Genomic DNA, 19,803 nt, shown 5'->3' with positions numbered 1-19,803 from the left:
TTAGTAGCTGGCGGGGGTTTCGACAGGCTCAACGGGGTCGTTGGGGATGTATTGCGCCGCGAGGGCTTCGGAGCCTCTTGCGAGGAGCGAGACGTCGGCCCCCACCAGGATGAAGTCCGCACCGGTGTCCAGGTAGTGGCGGGCGGTGTCGGGGTTGAAGGCGTTGACGCCGGCCGGCTTGCCGGCAGCCTTGGCAGCGGACAGGCAGTGTTCGACGGCGGCGCGCACCTCTGGGTGTTCCTGCTGGCCCAGCAGGCCCATGGAAGCGGCGAGGTCGGAGGGGCCGATGAAGACGGCGTCAACGCCGTCGACCTTCAGGATGTCCTCCACTGCGTCGACTGCCGCCGTCGATTCGATCTGGACGGTGACGCTGATGGTCTCATTGGCGCGGGCCAGGTAGTCCGGCACCCGGTTCCAGCGGGCGGCACGGGCGAGGGCTGACCCCACCCCGCGGACGCCCTGGGGCGGGTAGCGGGTGGCGGCTACCGCGGCCTCCGCTTCGGCCACGGAGTTGACCATGGGGAGCAGCAGGTTCTGCACGCCCAGGTCCAGGTACTGCTTGATCAACACGGTGTCGTTCACCGGCGGCCGGACCAGGGCGTGGACCGGGTAGCCGTGGATTGCCTGAAGCTGGGCGAGGATGGATTCGAGCCCGTTGGGGCTGTGCTCGGCATCCACCAGCAGCCAGTCCAGGCCGGACCCGGCGCAGAGTTCGGCGATCAGCGGGCTGCCGGAGCACACCCACATGCCCGCCAGCGGGCGGTTCGCGGCGGCGAGGGCATCACGGAAAGTGTCCTCTACTCGAAACGGCATGTGACACTCCCCAGCGGTCCGTAGTCGGCGTGGACAGTATCGCCCTTGTACACCCAGAGGGGGCGGGTGAAGGAGCCGGCGAGGATGATGTCCCCGGCCTGCAGGCTGTCGCCGTGGGCGGCGATCTTGTTGGCGAGCCAGTGGACGCCGTTGGCCGGGTGGTCCAGGACCCCGGCGGCGACGCCGGTTTCCTCCACGGTCTGGTTCTTGTAGAGGATGGCGGAAACCCAGCGGAGGTCCACTGCGTCGGGCTTGACCGGGCGGCCGCCCACCACCATCGCACCCAAGGCCGCGTTGTCCGAGATGGTGTCCACGATGGTCCGGCCCTCCATCTCAATCCGGGAATCCAGGATCTCAAGGGCCGGAACCACGTAGTCGGTGGCGTTCAGGACATCGAAGATAGTGCAGCCGGGGCCCTTCAGCCCGTCCTTGAGTACGAAGGCCAGTTCCACCTCCACCCGGGGGTGGGTGTACTGGTCCCACTCCACCGTGCAGCCTGTTTCGAGCACCATGTCATCGAAAATGGCGCCGTAGTCCGGCTCGGTGATGCCGGTGGCATCCTGCATTGCCTTGGACGTGAGGCCGATCTTGCGCCCCACCAGGGCCCGTCCGGCTTCCTCGTTGCGGCGCCGCCACAACTGCTGCACGGCATAGGAGTCCTCCACCGTCATATCCGGGTAGCGGGCGGTCAGGCGGGGAACCGGAGTCCGGGAACGCCCGGCCTCGAGCAGTTCGTCGGCGATGGCCTCAATCGTCCTGTCATCCAGCATGGCTACAGCTGCGCTCCCAGCTTGAAGCCGGTCCGGTCTTCTTCGGGGGCTCCGTCCTTGCGGGTGTAGGAGAAGCCGTCGGCGCCGACAGTGACGGCCATTTCGCTCTTTTCCTCCCGCTCAATGACGGGCTGCGGGTTGCCGTCCAGGTCCAGGACCAGGGAGGCCTCGGTGTACCAGGACGGGACCACGGGGTTGCCCCACCAGTCGCGGCGCTGGTTGTCGTGGACGTCCCAGGTGATGGTGGGGTTGTCGGGGTCGCCGGTGTAGTAGTCCTGGGTGTAGATCTCGATGCGGTGGCCGTCCGGGTCCAGGATGTAGAGGTAGAAGGCGTTGGATACGCCGTGCCGGCCGGGGCCGCGTTCGATGCGGTCGCTGATGCGCAGGGCGCCCATCTTGTCGCAGATCTGGATGATGTTGTGCTTCTCGTGGGTGGCGAAGGCGATGTGGTGCATGCGGGGGCCGTTGCCGCCTGTGAGGGCGGTGTCGTGGACGGTCTGCTTGCGGTGCATCCATGCGGCGTAGGTGACGCCGTCGGAGTCCTTGATGTCTTCGGAAACGCGGAAGCCGAGGTCCTCGAGGTACTTGCGGCCGCGGGGGACGTCAGGGGTGACCTGGTTGAAGTGGTCCAGGCGGACCAGTTCGCCTGCGGAGTAGAGGTCGTAGCGCTGTGTGAGGCGTTCCACGTGCTGCACGTCGTAGAAGAACTCGTAGGGGAAGCCCAGCGGGTCCTCCACGCGGACGGAGTCGCCGATGCCCTTGGTGAAGCCGCCGATGCGGCGTTCGGTGCGGCAGCCGAGTTCCTTGTAGTAGGCCTCGGCGGCGTCCACCTCTGCGGGGGACTTCACCCGGTAGGCGAATGCGGCGACGGCGGCGATGGGTCCCTTGCGCAGCACGAGGTTGTGGTGGATGAACTCCTCGAACGAGCGCAGGTAGATCGCGTTCTCGTCTTCTTCGGTGACGTGCAGGCCCAGGACGTCCACGTAGAACGCGCGTGACTTGGCGAGGTCGGTGACCACAATCTCCATGTAGGCGCAGCGGACGATGTCCGGTGCCGGGACAGAAGGGGTGGGAACGAAGTTGGTCATGATGGTCTCTCTTCTTTGAGCAGGTATCTGGAAAGTAGGGTTTAGCCTTCGTTGGCGGCGGAGGCTTCGATGCTGCCGAACTTGGGGGTGTGGACGGTGCCGAGGGTGATGTGCACGGCCTGCTGGTCGGTGTAGAAGTCGATGGAGCGGTAGCCGCCTTCGTGGCCCAGGCCCGAGGCCTTGACGCCGCCGAACGGGGTACGCAGGTCGCGGACGTTGTGGCTGTTCAGCCACACCATGCCGGCTTCGACGTTCTGGGAGAAGTTGTGCGCCCGGGTGAGGTTCTGCGTCCAGATATAGGCCGCGAGGCCGTACCTGGTGTTGTTGGCCAGGGCGAGGGCTTCGTCGTCATTCTCGAACGGGGTGATGGCGACGACGGGTCCGAAGATCTCCTCCTGGAAGATCCGGGCGTCGGGGGCGACATCGGCAAACACGGTGGGTGCGATGTAATTGCCCTCGGGAAGGCCTTCGGGCCGCCCGCCACCGGCCAGCAGCCGGCCCTCGGACTTGCCGATCTCCACGTAGGAAGCGACCTTGTCGTAGTGCTCGGGGTGGACGAGGGCGCCCACCTCGGTCTTCGGATCGTGCGGATCGCCCACCACGATGCTCTTGGCGCGGGCGGCGTACTTCTCGCAGAACTCGTCGTAAATGGCCCGCTCCACCAGGATGCGGGAGCCGGCCGTGCAGCGTTCGCCGTTGAGGGAGAAGACGCCGAACAGGGCGGAGTCAATCGCGGAGTCCAGGTCGGCGTCGGCGAACACCACGCACGGGGACTTGCCGCCGAGCTCCATGGAGAGGCCCTTGAGGTGGGCCGCGGCGTTGCGGAAGATCGTCTGGCCGGTGGTGGTCTCGCCGGTGAAGGAGATCAGCGGAACGTCCGGGTGCTTGACCAGCGCGTCACCGGCTTCCTCGCCCAGGCCGTTGACCAGGTTGAAGACGCCGTCCGGCAGGCCGGCATCCTTGAAGATGGCGGCCCACAGCGACGCCGAGAGCGGGGTGAACTCTGCCGGCTTGAGGACCACGGTGTTGCCGGTGGCCAGGGCCGGGGCGAGCTTCCAGGACTCCAGCATGAACGGGGTGTTCCACGGCGTGATCAGCCCGGCGACGCCGATCGGCTTGCGGTTCACGTAGTTGATCTGCGAGCCCGGGACCTTCATGGCGTCGTCGAACTGGGCGACTATCAGGTCCGCGAAGAAGCGGAAGTTTTCGGCGGCACGGAGGGCCTGGCCCTTGGCCTGCGTGATGGGCAGGCCGGTGTCGAAGGTTTCCAGTTCGGCGAGCCGGGCTTCCTGGGCCTCGACCGCGTCGGCGATCCTGTTAAGAACGCGGGCGCGTTCGCGGGGCTTCATCCTGGGCCAGGGGCCGTTGACGAATGCTTCGCGGGCGGCGGCGACGGCGAGGTCGATGTCCTCTTTCTGGCCTGCCGCGGCGGTGGCGTAATTCTGATTGGAAACCGGGTCCAGGACGTCGAACGTCTTGCCGCCCACGGAGTCAACGAACTGGCCGTTGATGTAGTGCTGGATGTGGGTGGGCAGGTCCTGCGGCACGTAATGGGTGCTGGTTTCCGGGGCAGTGAACGTCATTGTTGTTTCCTTACTGCTTCTGAACGGGTGGGGGAGTGTCAGGTGGTTTTGGCCTGGGCGAGGTAGGCGTCCAGGGTGGCGGAGCGGTGAAGCCGGGCGGCTTTCTCGATGGCGTCAGCGTCGGCACCCGCTTCGATCAGCTGGAGGAGTGCCTCGTGTTCATCCACCGAATCGCGGGCGCGGCCGGGGACGAAGCGGAAGGTGGAGGACCGCAGGGATGCCAGCCGGTTCCAGCCGCGGTGGACCAGGTCCAGGATGTGCGGGTTGGGGCAGTGCTCGAACAGGATGCTGTGGAAGTCCTGGTTAAGCTGCGTAAACCGGACGGGATCGAAGTGGTCCAGGCACTCGCGCATCTCCTCGTTCACCGCCCGGGCCCGGGCAATTGCCACCGAATCGATCAGGGGAGCGGACAAAGCAGTGGCGGCACCTTCGACGATGCTCAGGGTCTGCATGGTGTAGAGGTACTCGGTGGGGTCGATCCCGGCCACGGTGGCGCCGACATTGCGTTCGAACTTCACCAGGCCCTCTGCCTCGAGGCGGCGGATGGCTTCCCGGACGGGAACCACGCTGAACCCCAGGTCCTTGGCGATGGTGCCGAGGACCAGGCGGTACCCGGGGGTGTAGGTACCTTCCACGATGCGTGCCTTGACGGCCTGGTATGCCTGTTCGGACTTGCTGCCGGCGGGGGCCACGACGGAAACGTCAGTAAAAACGGTTTCAGTCATCTGCCTTGCCTGACTTCCATTCCTCGTACCGGGCCTGCCACTCGGCATTCATCGGGTAGAGCCCGTCCACGCTGTTCCCCTGCTTGACCATTTCGAAAATGAAGGTTTCCTCCTTCTCCTGCTGGATGCAGTCATCCACCAGTTCCCCGGCGATGGCCGGCGGGATGACCAGGATGCCGTCGGAGTCCGCCACGATGATGTCGCCGGGCTGGACGGTGGCGCCGCCGCAGGCGATGGTGATGTCTGTGTCCCATGGGATGTGGCGGCGGCCCAACACCGCGGGGTGCGGGTTGGCGAAGTAGGTGGGCATGTCGAGGCCTGCCACGGCGGTGAAGTCGCGGACGCCGCCGTCGGTGATGATGGCAGCGGCACCGCGGACCTGGGCGCGCAGGGCGAGGATGTCACCCACGGTTCCGGTTCCCTTTTCGCCGCGGGCCTCCATGACCAGGATTTCGCCCTCGTTCACGGAGTCAATGGCGCGTTTTTGGGCATTGAACCCGCCGCCGTGGGTCTTGAAGAGGTCCTCGCGGTTGGGCACGTAGCGCAGGGTCCGGGCCAGGCCCACCACGCGCCGGTCCGGCCGGGTGGCCTGGAGACCGTCGATGCTCACGTTGTTCAGTCCGCGCTTGCGCAGCTGGGAAGACAGGGTTGCCGTGGCGACGCTTTCCAGCTTGCCCTTCAGCTCGGGGGAGAGGGCGTAACCCTCCTCCGCCGGCAGCCCGGCGGCTTCGCGGGATCCGTACGCTTCTTCCCGCTGCAGGTCATCAACCTTGGGTCCGGCACCAAAGTCCGCGAACGGCGTCGTGCCTTCCTCCACCCGGGTGACCAGGCGGCCTGTGGTGAGGTCCCCGGCGGAGACCTCCACCTCCAGGACGTCACCCGGCTTGGCCACGGAGGCGCCGGCCGGGGTGCCGGTGAGGACGATGTCGCCCTCTTCGAGGGTGAGCAGCTGGGACAGGTCCGCCACCAGCCGGGCGAACGGGAAGAGCAGGTCCTCCGTGGTGTCGTCCTGCACCAGTTCGCCGTTGTGCCAGGTGCGGATGCGCAGTTTGCCGGGGTCGACGGCGTCCGCCGGAATCAGTGCCGGACCCACCGGGGTGAAACCGTCGCCGCCCTTGGACCGGAGGTTGGAACCCTTGTCCGCGTAGCGCAGGTCGTAGACGCCCAGGTCGTTGCTGCCGGTCACGGCGGCCACATGGCTCCACGCGTCCTCGAGCCCAACCCGGCGGGCGGCCTTGCCAATGATCAATGCGATCTCGCCTTCGTAGCCGAGCAGCTCGCAGCCGGCGGGGCGCTCCACGCTGCCGCCCGTCATCGCCAGGGAACTCGAGGGCTTCAGGAAGTAGGAAGGCTGCGCCGGTGTCCGGCCGCGCTGGGCAGCCCGGCTGGGGTAGTTGATGTGGACCGCAATCACCTTGCGTGCCGCAGCCAAAGTGCCGCCGTTGACCTGCTCCAAAAGTGTCTCCTCATCAGGTACGAAATCGTATACGATTACTATCACCCATCCAGCCCCGGTCCGTCAACCCCCTTTTTCCGGCGCTCCTGGACGCCCCGATCTGAACCACTTGTCGCCCGCGTCACATCCGGCGTACAGTGGAAGCCAGGTTCAAAGTTTCAATTATCGAATGGTCTGTTCTCATATAGAACACAAGCTGAAGCGGTAGCCGAACCAGGCAGCAGCGATGATCAACCACAAAGAAGTGAGGGAATCCCGTGCAGTTCCACCACCACGGTTACGTATCCGGTGACCCCCGGGTCCAGCCAGCGGCCGGCGTCGGCCTTAACCGCCCCAAGGAGCTCCCCGAGGAAGTCGACGTGCTCATCGTGGGCACGGGACCTGCCGGAATGCTCGCAGCAGCCCAGCTGTCCCGGTTCCCCAATGTCACCACCCGCATTGTGGAACGCCGCCCGGGCAGGCTTGCGATCGGCCAGGCGGACGGCATCCAGGCGCGCAGCGTCGAAACCTTCCAGGCCTTCGGCTTCGCCGAAAGGATCACCGCCGAGGCGTACCGCATCACGGAGATGGCGTTCTGGAAGCCGGATCCCGGAAACCACGCCAACATCATCAGGACAGCCCGCGCCGTCGACGACGAGATGGGCATCAGCGAGTTCCCGCACCTCATCGTCAACCAGGCCCGGGTGCTGGACTACTTCGCCGAATACATGGCCAACGCACCCACCCGCATGTCGCCGGACTATGGCTACGAATTCCAGGGCCTGGAGGTTGCGGACGAGGGCGATTACCCGGTCACCGTGACACTCCTCCATACCTCGGGTCCGAACGAAGGCCAGGAGCGCACCGTCCGCGCCAAGTACGTGGTGGGAGCCGACGGCGCCAGGAGCAAGGTGCGCCAGGCCATTGGCTGCACCCTTGCCGGGGACCAGGCGAACCACGCGTGGGGCGTCATGGATGCGCTCGCCGTCACGGACTTCCCGGACATCCGGACCAAGTGCGCCATCCAGGGCGCCGAGGGCAGCATCCTGCTGATCCCGCGCGAAGGCGGCCACCTGTTCCGTATGTACGTGGACCTGGGCGAGGTGGACCCCAGCACCCACCACGCAGTGCGCAACACCAGCATCGAGCAGATCATTGCGAAGGCGAATGCCATCCTGCACCCCTACACGCTGGATGTGCGGAACATCGCATGGCACAGCGTGTATGAGGTGGGGCACCGCCTCACGGACCGGTTCGACGACGTCCTGCCGGAGGACCGCGGCACCCGCACACCGCGGGTGTTCATTACAGGCGACGCCTGCCACACGCACAGCGCCAAGGCGGGCCAAGGCATGAACGTGTCCATGCAGGACGGCTTCAATATTGCCTGGAAGCTGGGGCACGTCCTGGAGGGCCGCAGCCCTGAAGGCCTGCTGTCCACGTATTCAGAGGAGCGCCAGGTGGTGGCCAGGAACCTGATCGACTTCGACAAACAGTGGTCGGCCATGATGGCGAAAAAGCCCGAGGAGTTCGAGGACCCCTCGGAGCTGGAGGATTTCTACGTCCGCACCGCCGAATTCCCGGCCGGCTTTATGACCCAGTACGCCCCGTCCATGCTGGTGGGCACCGACGACCACCAGGACCTGGCCACCGGCTTTACGGTAGGCAAGCGCTTCAAGTCCGCCCCTGTGGTGCGGGTGGGCGACACCAACCCCCTGCACCTGGGCCACCACGCTACGGCGGACGGCCGCTGGCGGATCTACGTCTTCGCCGATCCTGCCCTGCCCGGAACGGGTTCGCCCACTGACAAGCTCGCGGAGTGGTTCACCGCCTCGCCTGAGTCTCCGCTGGCCGCCACCCCGGCGGACGCCGATCCGGATGCCTGGTTCGACGTCAAGGTGATCTACCAGCAGCCGCATACAGCAATCGACATCGGCGCTGTGCCGGCTGTGTTCAAGCCGCAGGTGGGCCCGTTCAAGCTGACCGATTACGAAAAGGCCTATGCCACCGATCCCACCGCGGACATCTTCGACCTGCGCGGGCTGGACCGCAACGGCGTGGTGGTGGTGGTCCGCCCGGACCAGTACGTTGCCAACGTCCTGCCGCTGACGGCGACGGCGGAACTCGGCGCTTTCTTCGCGCCGCTCCTGACCGCCCGGAAGCCGCGTCAGGCAGCCGGGGTCTGAGCTGTCCGGTAATCCGCCGCGGCATACACGCCGAGGATCCGCACCTCGGTGGTGAAGAAGTCCAGTTCCTCGAAGGCCAGCTTCAGCGGCAGGTCCCCGGGGTGGCCTTCGACGTCGGCCATGAACATCGTGGCGGCAAACTCGTTGCCCACCATGTAGCTCTCCAGCCGCGTCATGTTCACGCCGTTGGTGGCGAAGCCGCCCAGCGCCTTGTACAGGGCCGAGGGGACGTTGCGGACGCGGAACACAAAGCTGGTGACTGCCGGTCCGGGAAGTTCATTCCGGGCCGGCAGTTCCTTTTCGCGGGCCAGGACCACGAAGCGGGTGGTGTTGGAGGGGTCGTCCTCAACCCGTGACGCGAGCACTTCAAGGCCGTAGATCCGGGCGGCCAGCGGGGGCGCGAGGGAGAGCTTGCGGGGATCGTTCCATTCGCTGACTTCACGGGCGGAGCCGGCGGTGTCACCGGCGATGACGGGCTTGAGTCCGTGGTCGCGGATCAGCCGGCGGCACTGGCCCAGGGCGTGGATGTGGCTGTGCACCTCGGTGGCGTCCTCGATGGTGCTGCCCGGGATGCCCAGCAGGTCGAAGTGGATGGGCAGGAAGAACTCGCCCACGATCTGGAGCTTCGACTGCGGCAGCAGGATGTGGATGTCAGCCACCCGGCCGGCGATGGAGTTCTCGATGGGAATCATGGCCAGGTCCGCTTCGCCGCTGGACACCAGTTCGAAGGCGTCCTCGAAGCTGGCGCACGGGACGCTTTCCAGTTCGGGGAACATCTGCTTGCACGCAATATTGGAGTTGGCGCCGGGCTCACCCTGGTACGCAATCTTCTGGGCCATGATCCGTATGGTTTCACGGCCCGCCCCCACAGGCCCAATCAAGGCTTGGGGGTGACGCGCAGCCAGATGTATTGCCGGGGGAGGAGCGTGACGCCTTCGTCCAGTTGCAGCCGTGCTTCCGAGAGGAGGTCGACGGCGGCGGCTGCGAATCCGCCGAAGGTATCCGCCGGCAGGGACTGCGGGGAGTCGCTGAAGTTGGCGAGGACCAGGACCCGGGTTCCGCGGGCTGTGGCTTCGCCGGGACGCTGGTACGCGAGGACTCCCCGGTTGCCGGTCTCGAAGTCGATCAGGGTGCTCCCGGCGAGTTCAGGAGCGTTGGCCCTGACCTCGACCATCCGCTGCAGGCCTGTATAAACGGCACCTTCCGGGGTGCCGGGATCGGTGCGGCGGGCGTATTGCTCCGCCGGGAACTGCGGCCGGTGGACCCACCGGCTGTCATCCTCGTGGCCGGGCTCCTGCGCGTAGGCGTAGTCGTTGACCTGGCCCACCTCGTCGCCCAGGTACAGGAGCGGGATGCCGCCTGTGCTGAAGGCAACCGAGTGGGCAAGGAGGATCCGTTCCACCGCCTCAGCCGGATTCACCTCCATGCCGCACAGTGACGCCGTCGTGCCTGAAATCCGGCAATCACCGGTGCGGGGGTTGTCCTGGAAGGGGACGCCGCGGGCAAAGCTGCCGGGGAACCGGTTGACGTAGAAGGAGTTAAGGAAACGGCGGTGGTCGAAGCCGTTGATCCCCAGCTCCGCGGCGTCCTCGTCCGCGAAGGTCCAGCCGATGTCGTCGTGGCTGCGGACGTAGTTCACCCAGGAGGTGCCCTCCGGAATGTTGTGCCGCCGCCCCAGGGCCTGTGCCAGGAGCGAGACGTCGCGGGTGGCCAGGGACTCCCAGATGAGCGCCATTTGCAGGGGGTTGTAGGAAATCTGGCATTCGGCCGGATCGATGTAGAGCGCCACGTCGTCCGGATGCACGATGGCCTCGGACTTGAACAGCAGCGACGGCGCGGCCAGCCGGCACACCGCGTTGAAAGCCCGGAGCAGGGTGTGCGCTTCGGGGAGGTTTTCGCAGGACGTCCCCAGCTGTTTCCAGATGAAGGCCAGGGCGTCCATGCGCAGGATGTCCACGCCCTGGTTCGCCAGGAACAGCATCTCGCCGGCCATGGCACGGAAAACATCGGGATTGGCGTAGTTCAGGTCCCATTGGTACGTGTGGAAGGTTGCCCAGACCCAGCGCCCGTCCTCCATCTGGATGAAGGATCCGGAATGATTCTCGGGGAAGATCTCCCGGACGTTCTGTTCAAAGGCGTCCGGCATGGTCCGGTCCGGAAAGATCCAGTAATAGCCGCCGTACTCCGGGTCCCCTGCGGCCGCCTTCCGGGCCCACTCGTGCTCGTCCGAGGTGTGGTTGAAGATGAAGTCCACCACCAGGCTGATCCCGTTGCTCCGGAGCTCCGCCGACAGCGAGCGCAACTGCTCCATGGTGCCGAGCTTCGGGTTGACCTCACGATAACTGGACACCGCGTAGCCGCCGTCGGAGTGCGGCTCTGGTGCCAGGAACAGCGGCATGAGATGCAGGTAGGTGAGGCCGAGCTCCTTGAAATACGGGATGCGGGCCCGCACTCCCTCCAGGCTTTTGGCATAGCGGTCCACGTAGCAGACGCCGCCCAGCATCGTGTGGGACCGGAACCAGCCGCTGTTGCCTTCCCGCTCCGCATCCAGGGCCTTCAGCTCCACGGGCCGCTCCTGCCAGGACCGGGCGCTCTGGACAATCAGTGCTGCCAGTTGGTCCTGCCAGCCGGGCCGCGATCCGTAAAGGGAACTGAAGAGTCCCGCCAGGAGCGGGAGGTACTGGTCCAGCCTCCGGTCAAAGTCCGGGTCGGGACGGAGTCCGGCCTTCCGTTCGCGGGACAGCGCCGAGAGGACATGCTGCCGGGTCGGTTCGTCCGCACTAACGGATTCCTGCATGCCCCAAGCCCCTTCCGACTCCCGCCGGAGTGTCCGGCGGCACCTGTAGGGAAGTATTCCACGTCATACTTTCGGAGGTTGCCTTGGAGCGCGTGGGAGCGGGAAAGTTTGCCTTCGCTTGCAGAGCGGCACCCACGACACCCGCGGAGTTCTCCAGACGGGCGGGCATGATCGGCGTGCGTAGTGACAGGCGCGGCAGGTATTCGTCGCTGCACGCAGAAATCCCGCCGCCGATGATGATCAGGTCGGGTGAAAGGAGAAACTCCACATGTGACAGATACCGTTGCAACCGGGCGGAGTATTCCACCCAGTTAAGGCCTTCTTTTTCCCGGGCAACCGCTGATGCCCGGGATTCTGCCTTGGAGCCATCGATTTGCAGGTGCCCCAGCTCGAAATTTGGGACCAGTCTTCCATCAACTATGAGCGCTGACCCAATGCCTGTTCCCAGGGTCAGGACAAGGACTACCCCGTGCTTGTCCTGACCGGCGCCGTAACGGGCTTCTGCCAGGCCCGCTGCATCAGCATCGTTCAGGACGCACGCCGGGAGTCCAAGCCGTGCCCGAAGGTAAGACTGAACGTCAAGTCCAATCCAGCTGTCGTCCATGTTCGCCGCCGATCGGGCCACTCCGCGTTGGACTATTGAGGGAATAGCCACACCGACAGCACCTGGGGTTTGGGCGGGGTCTTCGGAGCACAGGTCATCGATGAGGCGGTTCAGCACGTTCGCGACCGCACCCGCTGTGCCGCCGGAAGGCGTTGCGAGATGACGGACGCCGCTGATCGGGGTACCGCTGTTCAAGTTGATGACTGCGCCCTTGAACCAGGTGCCGCCGACATCAATTCCTATCCAGAGATCCGGTTCGGCGGCCGCGGTCGCGGGAGGTTTCACCATGAGTCCTTTGGATGCTTGCCGGGAGGAGCGCATCAGTGCCTGATGCAGCTACGCCTGGAGCCAGGCAGTGGTGGCCCCGGGCAGTGAATCTGCCTTGAAAGGCGAACTGGACACCAGCAGTTTGCCGGCGGGCAGTTTGAAGGCTTCCGTGCCGAAGTTCGTTACTGAAGTCCAGCCGTTGGGGCGCCGGAAGGCCACGACGTCAGACCGGCCGGTCTCCAGCCATTCCAGCACTTCGGCGGTCTGCAGCTGTGACCGCAGGGCCAGCGCCCGGCAGTAGAGGGACAGGGTTGAGTCCTCCTGCCCTTCCTGGGCTTCCACTGAATGGCCGGCGAACCATTCTGGCTGCGGCAGGTGGGCGCCGCCCGTCCCGAAACCGAACGAGTTGCCCGTGGCTGTCCAGGGCAGCGGGACGCGGCAGCCGTCGCGGCCGATGTCCACGCCGTTATTGCGGAAGAAGGCCGGGTCCTGGCGCTCGGCGTCGGGGATTTCGCTGCCGACTTCCTGCAGGCCCAGTTCCTCGCCTTGGTAGAGGTATGCGGAGCCCGGGAGGGCGAACATCAGCAATGATGCGGCGCGGGCGCGGCGCAGGCCGAGTTCAACGTCGATGTCTTCCTGCTTGCCGCCGGCGAGCAGCCACTGCTTGCCGGCCTCGCCGGCCATGATCCCGTCCTCGGCCGAAGGCCCGGACACGGGAAGCCCGTAACGGGTTGCGTGCCGGACGACGTCGTGGTTGGAGAACACCCAGGTGGAGGAAGCGCCGGAAGCCTCAGCTTCGGCCAGGTTCCTGGTGATGATTTTCCGGAACTGGGTGGCGTCAAAGTCCGCTTGCAGCAGGTCGAAGTTGAACGCCTGGCCAAGGCCTTCCGGGCTGGCGTAGCGGGCACGGCGGTCTGCGTGGACCCAGGCTTCGGCGACGGCGGTGCGCGGCGGGTTGTATTCGTTGAAGAGTTTGCGCCACTCGGCGTAGATTTCGTGGACTTCGTCGCGGTCCCAGTACGGATGCGAGCCGGCAAGGTAAAGCGCCTCGCCCTGGGCTTCGAGGTCGGCCTTGGTGGGCAGGGTCTCTTCGAGGTTCTTGGTCAGGGCATGGGCGACGTCAATGCGGAAACCGTCCACTCCCCGGTCGGACCAGAAGCGCAGGGTCTTCAGGAAGTCTTCGCGGACCTCGGGGTTGTCCCAGTTAAAGTCCGGCTGTTCCTTGGCGAAGATGTGCATGTACCACTGCCCTGGGCTTCCGTCCGGTTCTGTGATGCGTTCCCACGCCGGGCCGCCGAACACGGAGTCCCAGTCCGACGGCGGCAGTTCACCGTTTTCGCCCAGGCCGTCGCGGAAGATGTAGCGGTCGCGGGCCGGGGACCCCTTGGGCGAGGCGAGGGCTTCCTGGAACCACTCGTGGCGGTTCGAGGAGTGGTTGGGAACGATGTCCACAATCAGCTTGATGCCGGCGTCCTGCAGGGCCGAAGCCATGGCGTCGAAGTCCTCCAGCGTGCCGAGCCGCGGGTCCACGTTGCGGTAGTCGTCCACGTCATAGCCGCCGTCGGCGAGGGCTGAGGGGTAAAACGGGCTCAGCCAGACCGCGTCGATTCCAAGCTCCTTCAGGTACGGGACCTTGGCAGTGATGCCGTTGATGTCACCGATGCCGTCACCGTTGGAGTCAGCGAAACTGCGGGGGTAGATCTGGTAGACCGAGGCCTGGCGCCACCAGTTGGGATCGGCCATGGGCCTGGGCTCGGTGCTGGTTGCCGTGGTGGCGATGGAGGGCAAGGCTGGGTCCTTTACTTTTTTCTGAGTGGTCGGTTTCGCGGCCGGGGTCACTTCACGGCGCCCTGGGTCAGGCCGGACATTACCCAGCGCTGGGTGAACAGGTAGACGACGATCGCGGGCGCCATCGCCATCAGGTACGAGGCGAAGGCGACGTTGTAGCTGTTGCTGAACTGTGTCTGGAAGATCTTCTGCAGCACCGGGATCGTCTGCAGTTCCGGGTCGGAGATGATCAGTGACGGCATCATGAAGTCGTTCCAGGATGCGATGAAAGCGAAGATGCCCACCGTAGCGCTCATGGGTCCGAGCAAGGGGAAGATGAGCTTCCAAAACACCTGCCACGTGCCGGCGCCGTCGATGCGCATGCTTTCCTCCAGCTCCAGCGGGATGGAGCGCAGGAACGCGGTAAAAAGCATCGTGTTGAACGCCAGGGCAAACACGATGTGCAGGATCGCGACGCCGAGCGGGTTGTCCAGGCCGACGAGGCCGGTGAGCTGGATCTGCGGCAGCGCGACCACGGGGAACGGGATGAACATCGCCGCGAGCAGGTAGAAGAAGGACCAGCGGAAGAGCCGGCGGTCCCAATTGCGGACGATCGCGTAGGCGGCCAGCGCCGACACTATGATTTCCCCCGCCACGGCGGTCACGGACACGAACACGGAGATCGCGAAGCCGCGGGGGAAGTTGGTGAGCGTCCATGCCTGGACGAAACTATCGAAGGTCAGGGGACTGGGCAGCGAGAAGGCGTTGCCATCCACCGCCTGGCCGGTGGTTTTGAACGCCATGCTGATGGTGACGTACAGCGGGACGAGCACGCTGAGCGTGCAGACGATGAGGACGATGGTGGCAGGCCAGTTACTGCGTTCCTGGCCGGCGCGGACCCGATGCTTCGTCCCCGCGGCCGCGGGTCCTGCCGGGATGGTGCTGGATGCGCTGCTCATGCTGCGATCCCTCCTTTGCCACGTGTGAAGCGAAGCTGGATGAGTGCGATGACGATGCTGATGAGGAAGAAGATCACGGCATTGGCCATCTGGTACGCGTAGTCGCCGCCTTCGAAGCCACGGAAAATCGACATCGCAACGCTGCGTGTGGCGACGCCGGGGCCGCCGTCGGTAAGGCCGACGATGATGTCGTAGGCGTTGAGGTAGTTCTTGAAGCCAAGGACCATATTGATCACTGCATACCCGGCAACGAGCGGCAGCGTGATGTGCCGCAGGTTGTGCCAGGGCGATGCTCCGTCAATGGAGCTTGCCTCGTAAACCTCGGCGGGAACCGTGAGGAGCCCGGCGATGTAAATCAGCATCGCACTCGGAATCGACTGCCACGCCGTGACGAAGACGATCGCCAGCCATGCCAGCTCAGGGTTGGCGAGGATGCTCGTGGCCAGCGGTCCGATTCCCATGCCTTGGCCGACGAGCGGCAGCGAGTTGGAGAAGAGGTATTGGAAGACGAACGCGATGACGATGCCCGAAATCACCATGGGAATAACGAATACCGTGCGCAGTGCAGCACGGAAGCGGACACGGGACGTGAGTCCCAGAGCCAGCAGGAAGGCCACGGCGTTGACGATGATGACGGTCACGAGCGCAAAGGCGAGCGTGAAGCCGTAGGCGCTGAGGATTCCTTCATCCTGGAAGACCGCTATGAAGTTTCGGATGCCGATGAAGTCGAAGTCGCCGAAGCCAACGGAGTTTGTGAAGCTGTAGACGAATCCGAGTACTGCCGGCAGTGTGACGGCGAGGGTAAAAACCGCAAGCGCGGGGAACAGGAAAAAGTAGTAGAGCGGATCGATTCGGCTCTTGCGCGCACTTGTCGCTTGAGTCGCTGCCGGGGCCGTCACCACCGCTCTAGTGGAAGGCTTGGTCATCGATGACATGAATGGTCCTCGTTTCGTGCATTGGAACGGGAAGTGTGATCACGCGCGGAAAGCCAAGCGCGCCCAATCGGCGTCCATCCGGCGCAACGTGCTCTCCGCGTCGGCGCCACCAATGATCGACTGGAGGTAGTTGGCGGCGGGAATCGAGTTCGGTATGAACTGTGAGGCACCCATGTAGAAGCGGCCCTCGTCGTAGTACTTCTGCATCTCAACTATTCGGGGGTCTGTGACCGCTGGTGCGTCCTTGCTCGTGCCGAATCCCAGGAATTCGGCGTTGTAGGAGTTCTGGATCTCCGGCTGCATGAGGTATTGAAGGAAGTCGCGGGCACCCTCCTGGGCGTTGGCGACTTCGGGAACCCAGAGCGAAAGGTCGATGTTGACGCGGACTTTCAGATCGGCCGGGTTGCTGGTCATTGGCAGCGGGAAGGTGCCGAGCTCCACATCCGTGCCGGCCTTTTGAATCTCTCCGAAGGCCCACGGCCCCTGGAAGTACATTGCCGCCTGGCCCTGCGCCATGGCAGTGTTGCCGTCTCCGTAGCCGCGGCTGGGTGCATCGGGGTTGGTGTACGTCGTCAGCTGGAGCATGCGCTTCACTGGTTCCAGCATCGTTTTCTGGAACGACACTTCGGAATCCGGTCCGACGTTCTCGCCGAGCTCGTGCATTTTCTTGTAGAAGTCGCGGACGTTGACCATGCCGCCCACCGTGTAGTCGAACAGGCCCTGCGCGATCGTCCAGGGGTCGCGGAAGGTGCCGTAGATGGGAGTGGTGCCGGCTGCTTTGAGCACCTCACATACTTCGATCAGTTCGTCCCAGGTGGTCGGGACGGCCAGGCCGTTCTGCTCGAAGATGCGGCGGTTGTAGATGACCGAGGCGGCCATGACCGAGTAGGGGATGACGCTCGTACGTCCCGGGTAGGTGGGGTACCAGTTCGTGAGGTCCAGAACATCGTCCCGGATGGAAGCTGCTGCCGGGAGGTCGGAAAGGTCCGAGAGTGCCCCGCGCTCCATGAACCGGGCCATTTCAAGGTTGTAGTTGAGGCAACCGAGATCCGGCGGACTGCTGCGGACAAAGCTGGCGGAAAGGTTGGTCGCCATATCGTGCAGAACGCGGACGCGGTCCTGCGACGCGGTAAATTTCGCCGTCAGGTCGCGGAAGTATGGCACTGCTTCCGGTTTTGACTGGTGGAACGTGACGGTGGGACGGGCACCTCCCGGAGCACACCCAGCCAAGCCGAAAGCGGTCAATGCGCCCCCGGCAGCAGCAAGGAAAGTGCGTCGGGAGACTTGTGTCCCAATGGACGTCAAAGGTGGCAACATCGGCTCCTATGGGGTCTCGCGGCAAGCTTTATATGGATCTTATATTTAGGTCCTATACGAGGATGAGGGATGATGGCGATATCGTCAAGGGATGAATGGGACCACTGCGAGCTCAACGCAGCTATTGCGGCAGATCAACTCCGATGCTTTGCTGCGCTTCGCTCTTCAGGAGCAAGTTTTTACAGCTGGAGAGGCCATGGCTGTGACGGGGCTGACCCGCGCGACGGTGCTCGGCGTCTGCGGCGATCTGGTCAACGCCGGCTGGCTGGAGGAAGTGGATGACAGCCATTCCGCAGGCCGCACGCACAAAGGCCGGCCGGCGCGCCGCTACCAACTGCGCGAGGCTGCCGGTGTTGTTGTTGGGCTGGACGCGGGGGAGAGCTACTTCACCACCATCGTCGCCGATCTACGCGGCCGTGAGCTGGCCGTGCGCCGCCAGAGCATTGACTCGCATGCGCTGGGCCGCGCGGGCCGCGGTGTCAGCGCACGTGAGCTGATCCGTCTGACCCTCCACGACGTCGGGCGCGCCCTCGACGACGTCTTGCTGACAGTCGTCGGCGTTCCCGCACCGGTCGACGCCAACGGTGTGTCTCCGGAAGGAGAGTTCTGGCACTTGATGAATTCCGGCTTCGCCTCGCACCTTCACGGCATGGTCGTCGTCGAGAATGACGCCAACCTTGCCGCTGTTGCCGAACGCGCACACGAGCCGTCAGCCAACCAGGCAACGTTGTTGACAGGGGAGCGTTTCGGGGCGGGCCTGATTGTCGATGGGCGCTTGCTTCGGGGGCCTCGAGGCGGGGCAGGGGAGATGCGATTCCTCGATACGCTGACCGCCAGCAAGTTCGTGCCCGATGAAGGAAGCACGGATGGGTTCGGGGCACTTGCCCGGAAGTGGGCACGCTCTCGAATTCACTCATATGGCGGAGAAACCACGCTGCGCCACGTACCCCGGGGGGAGATCAACGCCGAGGACGTGTTCCAGGCAGCCGGGGAGGGAGATCCGTTCGCAGAGGACATCATCGCCCGGCTCGGCGCCAGACTGGCGCGAATAGCGGTTGTGCTTTCCAGCCTCCTGGACACTGAGCGGGTGGTCATCGCGGGCGGAATCTCACGGGCCATCGAACCTGTCCTCGAACACGCACGCAGCCTGCTGCCCACCGATTCCGGCGCACCCCTGCCGGACCTGGTTGCAAGCAGGCTCGGAGCAGAGGTAGTGGTCAAAGGTGCCATTGAGTCCGCCCTGACACGGGTCAAGCGCGAACCTAACGCGTTCCTCCCACGGGTCACCCGAACCTGACCCGCGGCTTCTTCGATTCGTCCCGCTTCGCGGCCGCCTAAGGGAGGTTGCGCAAGCGGCAGCCTGCGTACACTGGGCATCATGGCATGCCGTATCAGTGAACTGGTCCTTAACTGCAGCGAACCCGACAAGCTCGCGGAGTTCTGGAGCGCGGTCCTCGGCTACGTCGAGCTCGACCGGGAGGACGGCGCGATCGAGATCGGTCCGCCCGTCGCCGGGTTCGGCGGCCTGCAGCCCACCATTATCCTGAGCCCCGGCAACAACGCGCGGACCGGACGGCTCCCCCTGCACATCGACGTCAACCCGGTCGACCGGGACCAGGACGCTGAGCTGGAACGGCTGCTCGCCCTCGGCGCCCGTCCCGCCGATGTCGGCCAGACCGGTGACGAGCAATGGCACGTCCTGGCCGACCCCGAGGGTAACGAGTTCTGCCTTCTGCGCAAGCGGCTTGATCCCTGATCCGGAACGGCCTGCGGTTGAGCAGCCGGAGGGGAACTCAGAGCACGCTGCGGATGGCCTGCTCGAAGCTGGTGACGTGTTCCAGGGCGAGCTTGCCGGCCCGGTCCGAGTCGCCGTCGGCGATGGCTTCCAGCAGTTCCACGTGCTCGGAGATGTGCTCGGCCACGGCCGGTACCTTCTCCAGCACCATGCACCAGATGCGGGTGGCCAGGTTGTCGTAGCGGATCAGGACATCTTCAAGGTGGGCGTTGCCCGCCGCACGGTAGATGAGGCGGTGGACCGTGATGTCGTACCGCATGAGTTCATAGGGATCCTCGGTGGCGGCCATCCGGGCGATGGCGGCCGCCGTCTCCCGCAGCTCCGTGCGCAGGGCGGGCGTTGCGAGCTTTGCGGCGCGCCGGGCGGCGAGGGGCTCCAGGGATTCGCGGAGTTCCGAAACGTCGGCGAGTTCCGTGATGTCCACGACGGTGGCAAACGTACCCCGGCGGGGATAGGAGATCACCAGGTGGTCGCTTTCGAGGCGCTTCAGCGCTTCCCGGACGGGGGTCCGGCCGACGCCCATCTCGGCGGCGAGCTTTCCGTCATTGATGGCTTCGCCGGGCCGGATATCCAGCATGATCAACCGGTCCCGGAGATGCCGGTACGCCCGCTCTGCCAGCGAGAGATCCCCGTCGGTCTCCAGATGGTTCTCTAGCGTCAGGCTCATTGGGGGCTCTCCATGGTTCCTATTGACTCCGGCGTGATGTGCAACATACTATTACGTCAGTTCTAATATATCAGTTGCAGGTCAGTTGTTGATCA

General features: G+C 64.9%; 17 protein-coding genes. 3 read left to right on the top strand and 14 right to left on the bottom strand.

Annotated elements, in window-relative coordinates:
• Genes NXY83_RS19280 through NXY83_RS19255 form a run of 6 tightly spaced genes read right to left on the bottom strand, consistent with a single transcriptional unit; the run spans position 1 to position 6,435 of the window.
• Positions 1 to 813, bottom strand: coding sequence for an HpcH/HpaI aldolase family protein (locus NXY83_RS19280; RefSeq protein WP_258803806.1), 813 nt, complete (start codon positions 811 to 813; stop codon positions 1 to 3).
• Positions 798 to 1,583, bottom strand: coding sequence for a 2-oxo-hept-4-ene-1,7-dioate hydratase (hpaH, locus tag NXY83_RS19275; RefSeq protein WP_258803805.1), 786 nt, complete (start codon positions 1,581 to 1,583; stop codon positions 798 to 800). Before hpaH ends, NXY83_RS19280 begins: the two co-directional genes overlap by 16 nt.
• Positions 1,584 to 1,585: 2 nt before the next feature.
• Positions 1,586 to 2,671, bottom strand: coding sequence for a 3,4-dihydroxyphenylacetate 2,3-dioxygenase (gene hpaD, locus NXY83_RS19270; RefSeq protein ID WP_258803804.1), 1,086 nt, complete (start codon positions 2,669 to 2,671; stop codon positions 1,586 to 1,588).
• A 41-nt stretch (positions 2,672 to 2,712) separates the two neighbouring features.
• The gene (gene hpaE, locus NXY83_RS19265) at positions 2,713 to 4,254 is read right to left on the bottom strand and encodes a 5-carboxymethyl-2-hydroxymuconate semialdehyde dehydrogenase (protein WP_258803803.1); all 1,542 of its coding nucleotides are present in this window, start codon (positions 4,252 to 4,254) and stop codon (positions 2,713 to 2,715) included.
• A gap of 38 nt (positions 4,255 to 4,292) precedes the next feature.
• Complete coding sequence (locus NXY83_RS19260; RefSeq protein WP_258803802.1) at positions 4,293 to 4,979, bottom strand: GntR family transcriptional regulator; 687 nt, start codon at positions 4,977 to 4,979, stop codon at positions 4,293 to 4,295.
• Positions 4,972 to 6,435: a fumarylacetoacetate hydrolase family protein gene (locus NXY83_RS19255; RefSeq protein WP_258806358.1), complete on the bottom strand. Its 1,464-nt coding sequence runs from the start codon at positions 6,433 to 6,435 to the stop codon at positions 4,972 to 4,974. The genes NXY83_RS19260 and NXY83_RS19255 overlap by 8 nt, the downstream gene beginning before the upstream one ends.
• 257 nt (positions 6,436 to 6,692) lie before the next feature.
• Between NXY83_RS19255 and NXY83_RS19250 the strand changes: the two genes are divergently transcribed.
• Positions 6,693 to 8,600, top strand: a complete 1,908-nt coding sequence (locus NXY83_RS19250; protein ID WP_258803801.1) for an FAD-binding monooxygenase — start codon at positions 6,693 to 6,695, stop codon at positions 8,598 to 8,600.
• Here NXY83_RS19250 and NXY83_RS19245 read toward each other — a convergent pair.
• Genes NXY83_RS19245 through NXY83_RS19215 form a run of 7 tightly spaced genes read right to left on the bottom strand, consistent with a single transcriptional unit; the run spans position 8,582 to position 17,246 of the window.
• The gene (locus NXY83_RS19245; protein WP_258803800.1) at positions 8,582 to 9,439 is read right to left on the bottom strand and encodes a prephenate dehydratase; all 858 of its coding nucleotides are present in this window, start codon (positions 9,437 to 9,439) and stop codon (positions 8,582 to 8,584) included. The genes NXY83_RS19250 and NXY83_RS19245 overlap by 19 nt on opposite strands.
• A 38-nt stretch (positions 9,440 to 9,477) precedes the next feature.
• Positions 9,478 to 11,397, bottom strand: a complete 1,920-nt coding sequence (locus NXY83_RS19240; RefSeq protein ID WP_258803799.1) for an alpha-amylase family glycosyl hydrolase — start codon at positions 11,395 to 11,397, stop codon at positions 9,478 to 9,480.
• Positions 11,381 to 12,289 (bottom strand): polyphosphate--glucose phosphotransferase, encoded by a 909-nt coding sequence (gene ppgK / locus NXY83_RS19235; RefSeq protein ID WP_258803798.1) that lies wholly within the window; start codon positions 12,287 to 12,289, stop codon positions 11,381 to 11,383. Before ppgK ends, NXY83_RS19240 begins: the two co-directional genes overlap by 17 nt.
• A gap of 48 nt (positions 12,290 to 12,337) precedes the next feature.
• On the bottom strand, positions 12,338 to 14,056 hold the full coding sequence (locus tag NXY83_RS19230; protein WP_397427532.1) for a glycoside hydrolase family 13 protein: 1,719 nt from the start codon (positions 14,054 to 14,056) through the stop codon (positions 12,338 to 12,340).
• Between the two features lie 47 nt (positions 14,057 to 14,103).
• Complete coding sequence (locus NXY83_RS19225; protein WP_258803797.1) at positions 14,104 to 14,994, bottom strand: carbohydrate ABC transporter permease; 891 nt, start codon at positions 14,992 to 14,994, stop codon at positions 14,104 to 14,106.
• Positions 14,991 to 15,929, bottom strand: coding sequence for a carbohydrate ABC transporter permease (locus tag NXY83_RS19220; protein WP_397427531.1), 939 nt, complete (start codon positions 15,927 to 15,929; stop codon positions 14,991 to 14,993). Before NXY83_RS19220 ends, NXY83_RS19225 begins: the two co-directional genes overlap by 4 nt.
• A gap of 39 nt (positions 15,930 to 15,968) precedes the next feature.
• The gene (locus tag NXY83_RS19215; protein ID WP_258803796.1) at positions 15,969 to 17,246 is read right to left on the bottom strand and encodes an ABC transporter substrate-binding protein; all 1,278 of its coding nucleotides are present in this window, start codon (positions 17,244 to 17,246) and stop codon (positions 15,969 to 15,971) included.
• A gap of 196 nt (positions 17,247 to 17,442) precedes the next feature.
• On the opposite strand from NXY83_RS19215, the gene NXY83_RS19210 reads away from it, so the two are divergent.
• Together NXY83_RS19210 and NXY83_RS19205 are read left to right on the top strand one after the other, a co-directional pair.
• The gene (locus NXY83_RS19210; protein ID WP_309484103.1) at positions 17,443 to 18,543 is read left to right on the top strand and encodes an ROK family protein; all 1,101 of its coding nucleotides are present in this window, start codon (positions 17,443 to 17,445) and stop codon (positions 18,541 to 18,543) included.
• Between the two features lie 81 nt (positions 18,544 to 18,624).
• Complete coding sequence (locus NXY83_RS19205; protein WP_258803794.1) at positions 18,625 to 19,002, top strand: VOC family protein; 378 nt, start codon at positions 18,625 to 18,627, stop codon at positions 19,000 to 19,002.
• 37 nt (positions 19,003 to 19,039) lie between these two features.
• Here NXY83_RS19205 and NXY83_RS19200 read toward each other — a convergent pair whose 3' ends face one another.
• Positions 19,040 to 19,708 carry a GntR family transcriptional regulator gene (locus NXY83_RS19200; protein WP_258803793.1) on the bottom strand — a complete coding sequence of 223 codons (669 nt, stop codon included), beginning with the start codon at positions 19,706 to 19,708 and terminating at the stop codon, positions 19,040 to 19,042.
• Positions 19,709 to 19,803 lie beyond the last annotated feature (95 nt).

The sequence above is a fragment of the Pseudarthrobacter sp. NS4 genome (genome assembly GCF_024758005.1).
Taxonomy (GTDB): domain Bacteria; phylum Actinomycetota; class Actinomycetes; order Actinomycetales; family Micrococcaceae; genus Arthrobacter.
Note: the sequence above shows the minus strand (reverse complement) of the source record. Positions and strands in the feature narration are given on the sequence as shown.

Excerpts from the sequence above, each read along its gene's own strand:
- NXY83_RS19210 (WP_309484103.1), top strand. The coding sequence starts at position 17,443 with ATGGCTGTGACGGGGCTGACCCGCGCGACGGTGCTCGGCGTCTGCGGC.
- NXY83_RS19280 (WP_258803806.1), bottom strand. The coding sequence starts at position 813 with ATGCCGTTTCGAGTAGAGGACACTTTCCGTGATGCCCTCGCCGCCGCG.
- ppgK (WP_258803798.1), bottom strand. The coding sequence starts at position 12,289 with ATGGTGAAACCTCCCGCGACCGCGGCCGCCGAACCGGATCTCTGGATA.
- NXY83_RS19260 (WP_258803802.1), bottom strand. The coding sequence starts at position 4,979 with ATGACTGAAACCGTTTTTACTGACGTTTCCGTCGTGGCCCCCGCCGGC.
- NXY83_RS19225 (WP_258803797.1), bottom strand. The coding sequence starts at position 14,994 with ATGAGCAGCGCATCCAGCACCATCCCGGCAGGACCCGCGGCCGCGGGG.
- NXY83_RS19215 (WP_258803796.1), bottom strand. The coding sequence starts at position 17,246 with ATGTTGCCACCTTTGACGTCCATTGGGACACAAGTCTCCCGACGCACT.
- NXY83_RS19240 (WP_258803799.1), bottom strand. The coding sequence starts at position 11,397 with ATGCAGGAATCCGTTAGTGCGGACGAACCGACCCGGCAGCATGTCCTC.
- NXY83_RS19245 (WP_258803800.1), bottom strand. The coding sequence starts at position 9,439 with ATGGCCCAGAAGATTGCGTACCAGGGTGAGCCCGGCGCCAACTCCAAT.
- hpaD (WP_258803804.1), bottom strand. The coding sequence starts at position 2,671 with ATGACCAACTTCGTTCCCACCCCTTCTGTCCCGGCACCGGACATCGTC.
- NXY83_RS19205 (WP_258803794.1), top strand. The coding sequence starts at position 18,625 with ATGGCATGCCGTATCAGTGAACTGGTCCTTAACTGCAGCGAACCCGAC.
- NXY83_RS19200 (WP_258803793.1), bottom strand. The coding sequence starts at position 19,708 with ATGAGCCTGACGCTAGAGAACCATCTGGAGACCGACGGGGATCTCTCG.
- hpaE (WP_258803803.1), bottom strand. The coding sequence starts at position 4,254 with ATGACGTTCACTGCCCCGGAAACCAGCACCCATTACGTGCCGCAGGAC.
- NXY83_RS19220 (WP_397427531.1), bottom strand. The coding sequence starts at position 15,929 with ATGTCATCGATGACCAAGCCTTCCACTAGAGCGGTGGTGACGGCCCCG.
- hpaH (WP_258803805.1), bottom strand. The coding sequence starts at position 1,583 with ATGCTGGATGACAGGACGATTGAGGCCATCGCCGACGAACTGCTCGAG.